Source organism: Arcticibacterium sp. SM2516 (genome assembly GCF_057914865.1).
On the sequence record NZ_CP195290.1, the window covers coordinates 4,322,863 to 4,335,810 of the forward strand.

The following is a 12,948-nucleotide window of genomic DNA, read 5'->3' on the forward strand; positions in this document are numbered from 1 at the left end:
ACCGAACTTCTAGATACCTTTATTTAAGTTAAGAACAAGGTGTAAGTTTTGATATTAAAATATATAATAGTTTGGGCGAAATAGTCGCAGATATAAGAAACACTACATCAATTGATTTAGGCGAATTTTAAAGTAGGTAACTATTTTGTTCTATGCATAGCTCTCGTTTCAAAGAAAAAGGACGTACAAAAGATCACTATAATGAAATAACAAACACTGCATAGCCATTTTTAGGAGCTTATAATTTTGAAATATTCTATGAAAGTCACTCTTAATAACAAATATTTCCAAGCAGAGAATCTATGAATCGGTGCAACTCACAATCCTATACTGTCTATACCATAGCACTTCATTTTTTGTTAAGCATTTTACGGTGAAACACATTATTTCATATAAAGTTCGGATACCCGAGTTGCCTATAACTTATTATATACAAGTGATTTATCAAGATATGCTTTATCACAAATAATGCTTCAAACTAACATAGAATCATATGCCCCAATAGGCTTTTTAAATTTTTAGTAAACCATTCGGGGGAATACAACCTATCGGTATATCAAGCTATTATACTAATTTGCTCCACTAAACCCTACCAAAATAAAAAATGAGCAAAGAAGTTGTCGTTGTTGAGGAATACGAAAGAGAACCTATTCCCAAAAAAGAACTCAAAGGATGGAAAAGCTTTTTGGGCATGTATGCTGGAGAACATGCGGCAGGTACAGAGTTTGTTATTGGTCCCCTTTTCCTTACCACTGGTGTCAGTGCATTTGACTTATTAATGGGTCTTCTGGTTGGTAATCTGATGGCCGTATTGTCTTGGAGATATCTAACCGCCGAAATTGCTGTCAAAAACAGGTTTACACTTTATTTCCAACTGGAAAAGATATGCGGAAAAAGCCTCGTAAAGTTTTATAATATTGCCAACGGCGTTCTTTTTTGCTTTTTGGCAGGCTCTATGTTAACCGTTTCTGCTACAGCTGTAGGCATCCCTTTTAATATGGATATGCCTAAGCTTACAGACGTCATGCCAAATGGATCTACTTGGATTATTATTGTGGTTATGCTTGGAGCCATTACCACCTATGTAGCCGCCAAAGGTTACAGCATGGTATCTAAAGCCGCCAATTGGATGTCACCTATTATTATCATCGGTTTTCTTGCAGCCGGAATTGTGGCATTAAACCAGTTGGAAATAAAGAGCTTTAGCGATTTCTGGAATATTTGGGGAGAAGGTAGAGAGCCTTTTCCTGGACAAATCAAATACACCTTTTGGCATGTTGCTATTTGGTCATGGTTTGCAAACGCTGCTATGCACGTAGGTATGTCTGACCTTTCTGTTTTCAGATATGCTAAATCCGCTAAATCAGGATGGACTACAGCCGCAGGAATGTATGTAGGTCATTACATGGCATGGATAGCTGCTGCGTTGCTTTATGCCGTTTATTTAAAATCACCAGAAGCCTTAAATTTCTTAGCAAATGGAGAAGCCCCATCTGTGGCTCCAGGTCCTCTGGCATATAATGCCATTGGTGCATTTGGTGTTTTGGTGGTTATTCTTGCCGGTTGGACCACCGCAAACCCAACCATTTACAGGGCAGGTTTAGCCTTTCAAACGCTATTCCCTAAAATGAAATCCAGTGGTGCCACCATCATAGCGGGTACTTTGGCTACTGCTGCAGGCATATTTCCTGCATTCGCTATGCAATTATTAGATTTCGTAGCGGTTTACGGGTTTATTTTAGCTCCGGTAGGAGCTATTATTGTCTTTGACCAATTCTTCTCTTCTAAATTAGACATTACATCGGACTACGCTGAAAAGAAAAAGTTAAACCTAAACTGGGCGGTGCTTTTGGCATGGGCTGTAAGTGTTTGTGGATTCTATTTCTACGCTAAGACAAATGGAATTTTCCTTTCTTTCCTTACACTTCCTGCTTGGATTTCCTGTGGTGTGCTTTTCTTACTATTTAGCAAATACTTTCAAAAAAAGAACGCTTAAGAAAAAATCAAATACTGCCTGTAAATTAGAAGTGGAGTTCTGTCGAAGGTACTTCACTTCTCTTTTTATATAGAAGTTTGATTTTTGGCGTATATTGGTATAACTCTTCATCCCTTTATGAAACAAATACTACTACTATTTATTTTGGCTGTGACCTCTGCCAATGCTCAAATCAACACTGAAAATATTAAAATTGCCCGTGACCAATGGGGCGTTCCACATATTTTTGCCCCCACCGACCCTGAAGTAGCCTATGGCTTAGCATGGGCACATAGCGAAGATGACTTTAAAACGATACAGTTGACGCTATTGGCTGGAAAAGGTATGCTTGGAAAGCTCAATGGAAAAGAAGGTGCGGCTGTTGATTACGTGGTAGGTTTATTAAGAACCAAGCAAATTGCGGAAGAAAACATGCATACACTTTCACCAGAATTTACAGATTTGGCAAAGGGGTATTTGGCTGGAATTAATCACTATGCCCTGCTACATCCGGAAGAGATTCTCGTGAAAAAATTGTTTCCTCTTAGTATGACAGACTATGTCTCCTCCCAAATACTTTCTTTATCGGTCCTGTCTGGTGTCGATGCAGTCTTAAAGGATATTTATAGTGGAAAGATCAACAAAAGCATAGCAATAAAGGGCTCCAATGCCTTTGCTTTTGCTTCTTCTAAAACTACTACTGGCGAAACCTTCCTAAATATAAATTCTCATCAACCTCTTGAAGGTCCAGTAGCATGGTACGAAGCCCATCTTCAGAGCGAAGACGGTTGGAATATCCTTGGTGGTTTATTTCCAGCCGGCTGTGTGGTATTTCTAGGCACCAATGAAAATCTTGGTTGGGCTCATACGGTAAATCATCAAGACAAAATAGATGTTTATCGCCTTCAAATGAAGGGCAAAAGGTCTAATAAATATCTCTTTGATGGTCAATGGCTCAAATTGGAAAAACAGAAAGTCAGGTTAAAAGTTAAACTAGGCTTCATTACGATACCTATTGGCAAAAAAGCATATTGGAGCGTATATGGTGCCACTGTCAAAACTAAAGAAGGCTCTTATTCCATCCGTTTGGGTGCCAACCAAGACATCAGAGGCGTAGAGCAATGGTATAAAATGAACAAGGCCAAAAACTTCGAAGACTTTTATAAAGCCATGGAAATGGTAGCCATACCAGGCTTCAATACCGTATATGCAGATTCAGAAGACCAAATTTTTTATGTGTCAAATGGTAAAATTCCGATAAGGAACCCTAAGTATAATTGGTCTGGCGTACTTCCAGGAAATACTTCAGAAACACTATGGACAGATTTTCATCCCTTCGAGTCTTTACCACAGTATCTCAATCCGAAGTCTGGCTATTTGTACAATACCAACAATACCGTAATTCATGCAACTGGCAAGGAAGACAATATAAATGCTGATGATCTTGACCAGACCATGGGATATCCACTCAAAGACAATAATAGGAGCAAAAGGTTTGAAGAATTAATAGGGCAGTATCCCAAAGCGAGTTATGAAGATTTCAAAACCATTAAATATGATGGTCAGTACCCTACTACTTTTCATTTCCCCATTGACATCAATATCATCAGGAATCTTAAATCATCTAATTACACACAAATTGCGAAAGAAATAGAGCTGCTACAACAATGGAATAGGAAATCAAATATTGAAAATACAGGAGCCGGATTTTTTGCTATACTGATATATAAGATAAATGATTATTATACCAAGTATAAAACGGACGCTATTCTTACGGAAAAGGAAGCTGTTCTCCTTATAGAAGAGACCAAGAATGAATTGATTCAAGGCTTTGGAAAGACGGATGTACCTTTAGGCCAAGTTCAAAAGCTTGTACGTGGGCCCAACGAAATAAATCTACCAGGCCTCCCAGATGTTTTGGCGGCCATGTACACGGCTCCACATAAAAATGGAATGAGAAAGGGAGTGGCAGGAGAATCTTATATACAGCTTGTTCGATTCAAAAAAGGTGAATTGCCGAAAATAGAATCTGTCATTAATTATGGTGCTTCTAGCCATCCAAAAAATCCACACTATGCCGACCAAATGGAAATGTTCGTAAATCAAAAGACCAAGAAGATGACTTTGGATAAGGCTGAGGTATTGAAAAGTGCTGATCGGGTTTATTCGCCTGAATGAAAAGGTAAACGGAATCATTTTTTACTTCTTTAAACCCTCAAGCAGTAAGGAGTCTAATTCCGCATTTAATTTCTCTCTTTTTTTACTCGGTTTGTCAGCATCCAATTTAAATTCTAAATATTCAAAGTATTCTCTATCTTCAATCTCTCCTTTTCGTATTAATCTATTTCGAATCCATATGCTTGAGTTGAAAAAACTTTTTAAGGAATTATTATACGTGGAAATCTCCTTTTTACAATGATTAACAATCAAGAGATTCTTTGTTTTGGAATCAAATTCTTTAGCCGTAGTAAGCATTGAATCGATTTCAAAAACTTTATCACAAAGTGCGAAGTCTTTGATATTGTCCTGATAGTTTTTTATAAATTCAATATTACTAGACATTTTATATGGCAAAATACTATCATTCTCGCTTTGAAGTCTACGTTCTATTAATTTAACGTTTGCTTTTAAGCAGCCAATTAATGCTTTTTCTTCCTTCGATACTTCATTAGCATGAGCATAGACATCTTTCTTAATCCTTTGATAGCCGTAAATGAGAAAGGATACACCAATAACAATAATAACTAGTGTTTTTTTCATTTATTAATGTTGTTTAACACTTTAATCGCTAAACTTAAGCCCGTGTAGATAAAGGGAATAGCTCTACAAAACATATTACTAGTGAAAGAACATAAATTTAGAAACAGTTTTGCCAGCTTACTCGGCTCTATTATAGGGATACTATTATTTATTTTCCCAATATATAAAAGAGTCACGGAAGATAGAGATCATCTATTTGTCTTTTTATACCTCTTAACCATTTTATATTTCTTCCTTGATATTGCTTTTAAGATAATTAAACCGAGAGTGCTTTTTCGAAACGAATGTATTGAATTTAGAAAAAATATCTTTTACAAAAAGAAGATATTGAACTCTCAAATCATAGAAATTAAATGGAGTAATTCTGACGTTCAAATAATTACTAAAAAAGGTAGTACCAAAATTGATTCAAAAGATATTCATAAAAAAGATAGGCCGCTATTTATTCAACTTTTAAATGAAATTAAGCCTACCACTAAGTTATCACCAAAACAATCTTGATGAAAAGAAAAAGTTATTGCCAAATAAAAAGGGCAAACAGAAAACTGCTTGCCCTTCAAAATAATATATAGTGACAGCGTATTAACCTATCATTAAACTCTCTCTACGTCTCATTTTACCCGCTGGTATTCCGAACATCATTTTAAATCTACGGCAAAAATATGCTGTATCTTTATAACCAACCTCAGCACCAATGGCACGAATACTTTTCTTAGAAGTTCTTAGAAGGGTTACCGCAGCCTCCATTCTTTGATATTCTATGTAATCTTGAGGATTAATACCTGTCAACATTTTGAAGTATTGACCTACATAATCTTCTGAAACGTTAGCAACATTGGCTAACTGCTTGTTTGACAAATCGCCTTCCAAGTTTTCCTTGATATAAGCAAAAATGTCAATCAAACGAGGATCTTTGAAATACGTACTGTTTGTGGCTAGCTGTTCCACAAACATTTTATTTCTTAGGATAAAGCGAATGATTTCAATAACAACCTCCTCGGTTTTATTCATTATCACACGACCTCTCCCCGCTTCGTCTGTAAAGTCTTCTACCAAAATATCCTTTATCAATCCTGCCAACTTGCTATCATTCTTGATGAAGAAGGGAGGAATATCTAAAGAGGTGAAAAAGTTAACAGAGTCAAAAACTTTAGCTTCAAAAGCAATTAAGCCAAAAGAGTTACGCACCTTACCTATTTCATGAGGAATAGTCATGGCATCCCAGTAGTGCTCTCTTCTAGTCATGAACTCTTCATAACTGATATTTTTTGGCTCTCCAGTACCGAAGTTAATGTTTGAAGACTTGCCTCCAGGGATAAAAAGCATATCCCCTGGCTCTATCTTCTCTTCAATACCTTCTAATTTAACATTGCCATCGTAAAGAATTAATAATGTGTTTTCCACATCATAAAAATTCTTAATAACTATTGGCTGCAGCACATTAATATGCCTGGCTTTGGCAAATTTTACGCCGAGTGATTCAATGATTTTATTATAATCTTCCATAATTAGTATTTCTTCTTTCTTAACAAATTACCAGTGTATTCGTTCCTCTTCAGGAATAATAATGTTGTACAAAACTAATAATTTATTCTTAAGAGTCAAAAGTCTTGTAAAATTCTAATGTTTAATTATTTATACAAATGGCACAGAAAACCGAGTCATTTCACGAAAAAGTATAATTTTATAGCATCTGAAGCCGTTTTTTCGTTTAATAAAAATTGGTAAAAAACATAGAAGTTTTTCAAAAGAGCATAAAAAAAGAGCTTCAAAGAAGCCCTTTAAAGTACAATAGTATGTTAATTTACTGCAATATCGATCTCGCAATTACCAGTCTTTGAATCTCAGAAGTACCCTCGTAAATTTCTGTAATCTTGGCATCTCGCATCATTCTTTCCACATGATACTCCTTTACATAACCATATCCACCATGAACCTGAACCGCTTGAGTAGTAACCCACATAGCTACCTCAGAGGCATATACTTTTGCCATTGCCGCAGACTCCGAATAATTTCTCCCATGGTCCTTCTCCCAAGCAGCTTTATAAATTAAAAGCCTTGCTGCTTCTATTCTGGTGTGCATATCTGCCAGCTTAAATTGAATGGCTTGGTGTTTAGAAATCTCCTTACCAAAAGCCTTTCTTTCTTGTGAATATTTCAAAGCCCTTTCATAAGCACCTCCAGCAATTCCTAAAGCTTGTGCTGCAATTCCAATTCTTCCACCATCCAGTGTTCCCATTGCGAACTTGAACCCGTGCCCATCCTCTCCTATTCGATTTTCTTTAGGCACCTTGACATCAGAAAACATGAGTGAGTGTGTATCTGAAGAACGAATGCCCATTTTATCTTCTTTTTTACCAACCACAAAACCCTCTGTACCTTTCTCTATAATTAAAGCGTTTATACCTCTATGACCTTTTTCAACATCGGTTTGAGCAATCACAAGGGCAATATCAGATGTACCTCCATTGGTTATCCAATTTTTCGTTCCGTTGACCACATAATGATCACCAGCATCTACGGCCGTGGTTCTTTGAGATGTGGCATCAGAACCAGCTTCCGGCTCCGAAAGGCAAAAACAACCTAGCTTCTCTCCTGTGGCCAATGCCGTCAAATATTTCTCCTTTTGTTCTTTGGTACCGTATTTTTCTAAACCCCAGCAAACCAAAGAATTGTTTACCGACATAACTACGGCAGCAGAAGCATCCACTTTAGCGATTTCTTCCATTGCCAAGACATAGCTAATGCTGTCCATTCCACCTCCACCATACTCTGGATCTACCATCATACCCAGAAAACCCAGTTCTCCCATCATTTTGACCTGCTTCACAGGAAATTTTGAGTGGGTATCTCTTTCTATGGCATCATGAAGTAATTCTTTCTCAGCAAAATCACGTGCAGCCTCTTTAACCGCTAATTGTTCTTCTGATAAATCGAAATTTATTCCTTGCATTGGTTTCTGTGTTTGAAGTTAGAACCAAATTTAAGATCTTAAATAATGGTATGCAAGCATACTATTATTTTCAAACCAATAAATAACTCGCAGTCTATTACGCTACTCCTCCGTTTACAGAAAGTGTATGTCCATTTATATAAGAAGCTTCTTCCGTGGCCAAAAACAAATAAGCATTGGCTATATCTTCTGGCTCCCCAAGCCTTTTTACAGGAATATCAGCAATAAAACCATTTCTGATTTCCTCGGGGATGCTATCGGTCATTTCCGTTTTTATAAACCCTGGAGCCACCGCATTTGCAGTAATGTTATACTTACCAAACTCCTTGGCCCATGTTTTTACCATACCAATAATCGCGGCTTTAGAGGCCACATAGTTAGTTTGACCAAAACCACCTGTTATTCCTACCACAGAAGACGTACAAATAACCCTTCCATATCGGTTTTCAATCATCAAAGGAATTACGGCCTTGGTACAGTTAAAAACCCCGGTAAGGTTAATGTCAATGACAGATTGCCATTCCTCCGTACTCATCTTTAAGAAACTTTTGTCTCTTAGAATGCCCGCATTATTAACAAGGATATCAATTCGACCATATTTTTCAAAGACACTTTTAGCTGCCAAATGACACTCCTCTATGTTTTTTACATTTACTTTTTGAAAGAAACATATATCCCCTGATGTATCCATCAAATCGGCTGTTTGCTTCCCTTCCTCCAAAATATCCCAAATAACTACCTTAGCTCCTTCCTTAATAAAAAGTTCTACGGTAGCCTTCCCTATTCCTCTGGCTCCGCCAGTAATAATAGCCACTTTGTCTTCTAATCTCATCATATCAATTTACCCCTGGTTTAACAAATGGTGGTCTAACCACTTTGGCATGGAGCATTTTGTTTCTTACTTTAATAAAAAGCTCCGTATCTTTTTTAGCATAGGCTTTATCAACATAACCCAGTGCAATACCCTTTTTAAGCAAAGGCGACAAGGTCCCTGAAGTGATTTCTCCTACAACCTCATTCTCTGCGTTACAGATTTCATAATGAGCTCTTGGAATACCTTTCTCCGTCAACTCAATTCCTACTAACTTCCGCTTCAAACCTGCTTCCTTCTCCTTCAATAGGTTTTCAGAATTCACAAAATCCTTTGAAAACTTAGTTACCCAACCCAATCCACCTTCCAATGGTGAAATGTCATCCGATAAATCATTTCCGTAAAGGCAATAACCCATTTCTAACCTCAAGGTATCTCTTGCACCCAAACCTATAGGCTTAATATCAAATTCCTTTCCGGCCACAAAAATCTTGTTCCATAGTTCCAAGGCGTTTTCTTTAGGCACATAAAGTTCAAACCCTCCTGCCCCAGTATAACCCGTAGCCGAAAGAATGACATCCTTTACATCTCCAAAAGTGCCTCTAGTAAAACTATAATACTCAATGTCTTTCAAAGGAATATGTGTTAACTTCTGTAAAGTATCTATCGCTTTTGGTCCTTGAACCGCAAAAAGACATAGGTCCTCTGACCAGTTGACCATCTCTACATTATCATTCTTAAACTTCTGAATGTGGTTCCAATCTTTTTCTATGTTTGAAGCGTTGACCACCAACATGTATTCATCTTCATCAATTCTATAAACCAATAGATCATCTACCACCCCTCCCGTTTCATTCGGCAAATAACTGTATTGGGCTTTTCCATTAAAAAGTAAAGAAGCGTCATTGGCAGAAACCTTTTGAATTAACTCCAAAGCTCCAGCTCCCTTTAAATAAAACTCCCCCATATGGCTTACATCAAATACACCTACTGCCTCTCTAACCGCCATGTGCTCTTCTATATCTGATGAATAGCGAACGGGCATATTAAATCCAGCAAATGGCACTATTTTACCTCCCAGCTCCACATGTAAAGCATGCAATGGAATATCCTTGATTTCCGACATATCGTTTGTTTTAAGTTTGATGTAAAGTTACAGAATTTGATTCGGGTCTTTATTTAAGCCTCTTCCCGTTTTCTAAAAGAATTTTTTTATCCACTATGGCAGGAATCTCCTCCATATTATGTGTGACATAAACCAAGGTTTTATTTAACTTTTGTACCAGTTCGTTTATCAAGTCTCTAATATAAACCATATGGTTATAATCCAAATTTTGACAGGCCTCATCTAGCAGTAAAAGTTCTGGATTCTTGATTAACGCCCTTGCCAAAAGCACAATCCTTTGTTCACCGGTCGAAAGCTCGCTTAACAACCTGTTTTCAATAGTATTTAGGTCTAAAAGTTCAATAATTTTCTTCAAGTCCTTCTTTTCTATATCATGGAGCTTTTTAAACAAGCCAATCGTATCAAAAAGTCCAGAAGCAATTACTTTCCACACTTCCATATTCTTAGGGAAGAAAATGTGCATTTCAGGAGACAAGTAGCCTATTCTCTTTTTTATATCCCAGATACTCTCCCCTGTTCCTCTTCTTTTACCAAAAAGGTAAAGCTCATTTTGATAGGCCTGTGGATTATCTCCTATCAAAAGACTTAAAAGCGTACTCTTACCTGAGCCATTTGGGCCTGAAAGAGCCCATCTTTCTCCAGTTTTTACTTCCCAATCTATGCCCTCTAAAACCGCCGTCCCGCTATAAACAACCCTCCCGTTGACCAACTTAATTACGGAACCTTTACTAGCGTCATTATTGGTTTTGAAATAGGTCAACAATTCTTCTTTAAATTCAATTTTTGCAACTTCCCTTTTCATCTCAGGAAATGGCCTATTAAATTGTCCTGAAATACAACCTGAATTGAAATCTATGACTTTTGTTATACAAGCGGGCATATCCTTTATACCTGCGACCATAATCAATTGAACATCCAGTACATTCAAAAGCTCTTTAAGACTTTCTTTGCTTTTGACATCCAGTCCAACAAATGGATTGTCTAGCAAAAGTACTTTAGGACTATTAAGCAAAGACAAAGCAATAAGTGTACGACGAGTTTCGCCATTAGAAAGGGAGGTAACTTTTCTTTCCAAAAGGTGAAAAATATTCATTTTGATAGCTACATCCTTAACCTTCTCTTCTGAATATCTTAAATCCGGCAAATCGACCGAATTACTGTCTACCGTTCCCACCGGTAAGATTTGATTTTGTATAACTTCCCAAACTGAAGGCCCTATTTCGGAATCGTGAGCATGGTATCTTTGCTGATAATATTGATAAGCAGCACCTACCAAACGATGAAATCCATAATCGCGAGGGACAAGCTCAATCTCAGAAAAGTGTGGCTTAACTAACTTTCCCTTCCATGGAAATGTTTTTCCAGAAATAGCATCCAAAAACGTGCTTTTACCACTCCCATTTGCTCCTACAATGCCGTAATTAACGCCTTCCTGTAATTCAACAGAGACCTCGTTTAATACAACATTCTCTCCTTTCTTTATAAAAACGTTTTCAAATCTTATCATTCGACAAAAATAGAATTCAGAACTAGAACAATCCTATTTTAAGCCCTAGATATTCCTGACTAAAACTAAAAAGTAACATAAACCAGATTAAGCTTTATTTTTAGTCTGACGTCTTTTTATTAGATTTCAGAAAAGAACAGCTCATTTATGTCTTGGAATATTTTTTATTGGCTTCTAGGCTCCTATATCACACTTAGTGTCTTGGCCTACTTTATTCAAGATTTCTTTATTTTCAAACCGGAAACGCTTTCCGACGACTTCGAATTCAAATATGATTATCCTTTTGAAGAATTAAATTTTACGGTTTCAGACAAAGTAAAAATCAATGGTCTCCGTTTTTTTACAGAAGAAAAAGACAGAAAAGGTATTGTTCTATACTTCCATGGCAATTCTAGGAGTATAAAGGGTTGGGCCAAATATTCCAGAGACTTTACAGTGCATGGCTACGATGTTTTGATGATAGACTACCGTGGGTTTGGGAAAAGCCGAGGAAAAAGATCGGAAAAAGCCATGAAAGAAGATGCCCAACATGTTTACAACCGTTTGAAATACGACTATGATGTTCCAGAAAGTGATATAGTCATTTATGGACGCTCTTTAGGATCAGGATTCGCAGCTAAACTAGCCTCGAGCAATAAGCCCAAAATGTTGATTCTTGACGCACCTTATTATAGCTTTTCAAATCTAACCAATCGTTTTCTTCCATTTCTGCCACTAAGTATCATCCTCCGCTTCAAAATAAGAACAGACGAATGGCTCAAATACTGCAGATGTCCTATTTATATTATTCATGGCACCAAAGACCTACTAATTCCTTTTAGTAGTAGTGTTAGACTCTCTAAAGTAGTACCTCTTAATACTCATCTGGCTCCCATTTATGGTGGCAGACATAATAACCTCCCTTCATTTCCAGAATATCATCGTGTTCTTAGAGATATACTATTGGAACAATTTGATGAGTTTGACAAACAAATTTTAGGAGATATTGGATTTAACACTTAAAACCTATGCATTCATGAAGTTTTTCAAATGGTTCGCTTTAACTTATGCTATCCTACTAATCATACTTTATCTCGTTCAAGACTGGGTCATATTTAGAGCAAACTCCTTACCAGCGGATTACAAATTTCAATTTGATGAACCCTTCACTGAAAAATTTTATACCAGTCCTGATGGTATCAAAATCAATACTTTATTCTTTCCAGCGGAAGGAACGAGTAAAGGTTTAGTCTTCAATAACCACGGAAACCAGAGAAATTTATCAAGATGGGGTTGGTCTGCGAAGCAGTTCACCAGTCTTGGTTACGATGTATTTTTATATGACTACAGAGGTTTTGGTAAAACTAAAGGTACACCAACGGAACAAAATCTATTTGACGATTCGGAATTTCTTTACGAACAAATGTTATTAAAATACAGCGAAGATAGCATTGTCATATATGGCAGATCGTTAGGAACGGGTGTGGCCACAAAACTAGCCGCCGAGCATTCGCCCAAAATGCTCATTCTAGAAAGTCCCTATTACAATATGGCGGATGTTGGCAAACTTCATTTTCCATTTTTCCCTTACGATCTGTTAATCAAACACCCTTTTAGAACAGACCTGAGAATAGCCAAAGTAAAGTGCCCGACGTTTCTTATTCACGGCACAGAAGACCAACTCATTCCATATAAATCGAGTCTAAAATTGGCAGAGAAAATAGGCATTTCCTCAGATTCCATATTACTATCACTTCCGGGAGGTCATAAAGGCTTATACCGTTTTGAGCTTTACCATGAAAAGCTTAAAGAGTGGCTGGCACCAGAATTATGAAAC

General features: G+C 37.0%; 11 protein-coding genes. 5 read left to right on the forward strand and 6 right to left on the reverse strand.

Annotation, left to right across the window (positions count from 1 at the left end; all coding sequences use genetic code 11):
* Positions 1 to 604 precede the first annotated feature (604 nt).
* Together ACSBFT_RS17815 and ACSBFT_RS17820 are read left to right on the forward strand one after the other, a co-directional pair.
* Positions 605 to 1,996 (forward strand): purine-cytosine permease family protein, encoded by a 1,392-nt coding sequence (locus ACSBFT_RS17815; protein WP_463045176.1) that lies wholly within the window; start codon positions 605 to 607, stop codon positions 1,994 to 1,996.
* 117 nt (positions 1,997 to 2,113) lie between these two features.
* Entirely contained in the window at positions 2,114 to 4,153 is a 2,040-nt protein-coding gene (locus tag ACSBFT_RS17820) for a penicillin acylase family protein (protein ID WP_489601827.1), read from the forward strand.
* 21 nt (positions 4,154 to 4,174) lie between these two features.
* On the opposite strand, the gene ACSBFT_RS17825 is transcribed toward ACSBFT_RS17820, so the two are convergent.
* Positions 4,175 to 4,735, reverse strand: a complete 561-nt coding sequence (locus ACSBFT_RS17825; RefSeq protein WP_489601829.1) for a hypothetical protein — start codon at positions 4,733 to 4,735, stop codon at positions 4,175 to 4,177.
* An 81-nt stretch (positions 4,736 to 4,816) separates the two neighbouring features.
* Between ACSBFT_RS17825 and ACSBFT_RS17830 the strand changes: the two genes are divergently transcribed.
* Positions 4,817 to 5,236: a hypothetical protein gene (locus ACSBFT_RS17830; protein WP_463045173.1), complete on the forward strand. Its 420-nt coding sequence runs from the start codon at positions 4,817 to 4,819 to the stop codon at positions 5,234 to 5,236.
* An 81-nt stretch (positions 5,237 to 5,317) separates the two neighbouring features.
* Here the strand turns inward: ACSBFT_RS17830 and ACSBFT_RS17835 are convergent, their stop codons facing one another.
* The 5 genes from ACSBFT_RS17835 to ACSBFT_RS17855 all read right to left on the reverse strand — a co-directional run bounded on the left by ACSBFT_RS17835 (position 5,318) and on the right by ACSBFT_RS17855 (position 11,132).
* Positions 5,318 to 6,241: a helix-turn-helix domain-containing protein gene (locus tag ACSBFT_RS17835; RefSeq protein WP_463045172.1), complete on the reverse strand. Its 924-nt coding sequence runs from the start codon at positions 6,239 to 6,241 to the stop codon at positions 5,318 to 5,320.
* 298 nt (positions 6,242 to 6,539) lie between these two features.
* Positions 6,540 to 7,679, reverse strand: coding sequence for an acyl-CoA dehydrogenase (locus ACSBFT_RS17840; protein WP_489604850.1), 1,140 nt, complete (start codon positions 7,677 to 7,679; stop codon positions 6,540 to 6,542).
* Positions 7,680 to 7,785: 106 nt separating this feature from the next.
* Complete coding sequence (locus ACSBFT_RS17845; RefSeq protein WP_489604851.1) at positions 7,786 to 8,520, reverse strand: beta-ketoacyl-ACP reductase; 735 nt, start codon at positions 8,518 to 8,520, stop codon at positions 7,786 to 7,788.
* A 4-nt stretch (positions 8,521 to 8,524) separates the two neighbouring features.
* Positions 8,525 to 9,625 carry a glycine cleavage system aminomethyltransferase GcvT gene (gene gcvT, locus ACSBFT_RS17850; RefSeq protein WP_489601831.1) on the reverse strand — a complete coding sequence of 367 codons (1,101 nt, stop codon included), beginning with the start codon at positions 9,623 to 9,625 and terminating at the stop codon, positions 8,525 to 8,527.
* A gap of 49 nt (positions 9,626 to 9,674) precedes the next feature.
* Positions 9,675 to 11,132, reverse strand: coding sequence for an ATP-binding cassette domain-containing protein (locus ACSBFT_RS17855; protein WP_489601832.1), 1,458 nt, complete (start codon positions 11,130 to 11,132; stop codon positions 9,675 to 9,677).
* Between the two features lie 147 nt (positions 11,133 to 11,279).
* Here ACSBFT_RS17855 and ACSBFT_RS17860 point away from each other — a divergent pair, with 147 nt between their 5' ends.
* On the forward strand, positions 11,280 to 12,134 hold the full coding sequence (locus ACSBFT_RS17860; RefSeq protein WP_463045169.1) for an alpha/beta hydrolase: 855 nt from the start codon (positions 11,280 to 11,282) through the stop codon (positions 12,132 to 12,134).
* A 13-nt stretch (positions 12,135 to 12,147) separates the two neighbouring features.
* A complete protein-coding gene (locus ACSBFT_RS17865; protein WP_489601834.1) occupies positions 12,148 to 12,945 on the forward strand; it encodes an alpha/beta hydrolase in 798 nt (265 codons plus the stop codon).
* Positions 12,946 to 12,948: the final 3 nt, after the last annotated feature.

Coding starts and splice junctions, on each gene's coding strand:
- ACSBFT_RS17835 (WP_463045172.1), bottom strand. CDS start 6,241: ATGGAAGATTATAATAAAATCATTGAATCACTCGGCGTAAAATTTGCC.
- ACSBFT_RS17845 (WP_489604851.1), bottom strand. CDS start 8,520: ATGAGATTAGAAGACAAAGTGGCTATTATTACTGGCGGAGCCAGAGGA.
- ACSBFT_RS17860 (WP_463045169.1), top strand. CDS start 11,280: ATGTCTTGGAATATTTTTTATTGGCTTCTAGGCTCCTATATCACACTT.
- ACSBFT_RS17855 (WP_489601832.1), bottom strand. CDS start 11,132: ATGATAAGATTTGAAAACGTTTTTATAAAGAAAGGAGAGAATGTTGTA.
- ACSBFT_RS17820 (WP_489601827.1), top strand. CDS start 2,114: ATGAAACAAATACTACTACTATTTATTTTGGCTGTGACCTCTGCCAAT.
- gcvT (WP_489601831.1), bottom strand. CDS start 9,625: ATGTCGGAAATCAAGGATATTCCATTGCATGCTTTACATGTGGAGCTG.
- ACSBFT_RS17815 (WP_463045176.1), top strand. CDS start 605: ATGAGCAAAGAAGTTGTCGTTGTTGAGGAATACGAAAGAGAACCTATT.
- ACSBFT_RS17865 (WP_489601834.1), top strand. CDS start 12,148: ATGAAGTTTTTCAAATGGTTCGCTTTAACTTATGCTATCCTACTAATC.
- ACSBFT_RS17825 (WP_489601829.1), bottom strand. CDS start 4,735: ATGAAAAAAACACTAGTTATTATTGTTATTGGTGTATCCTTTCTCATT.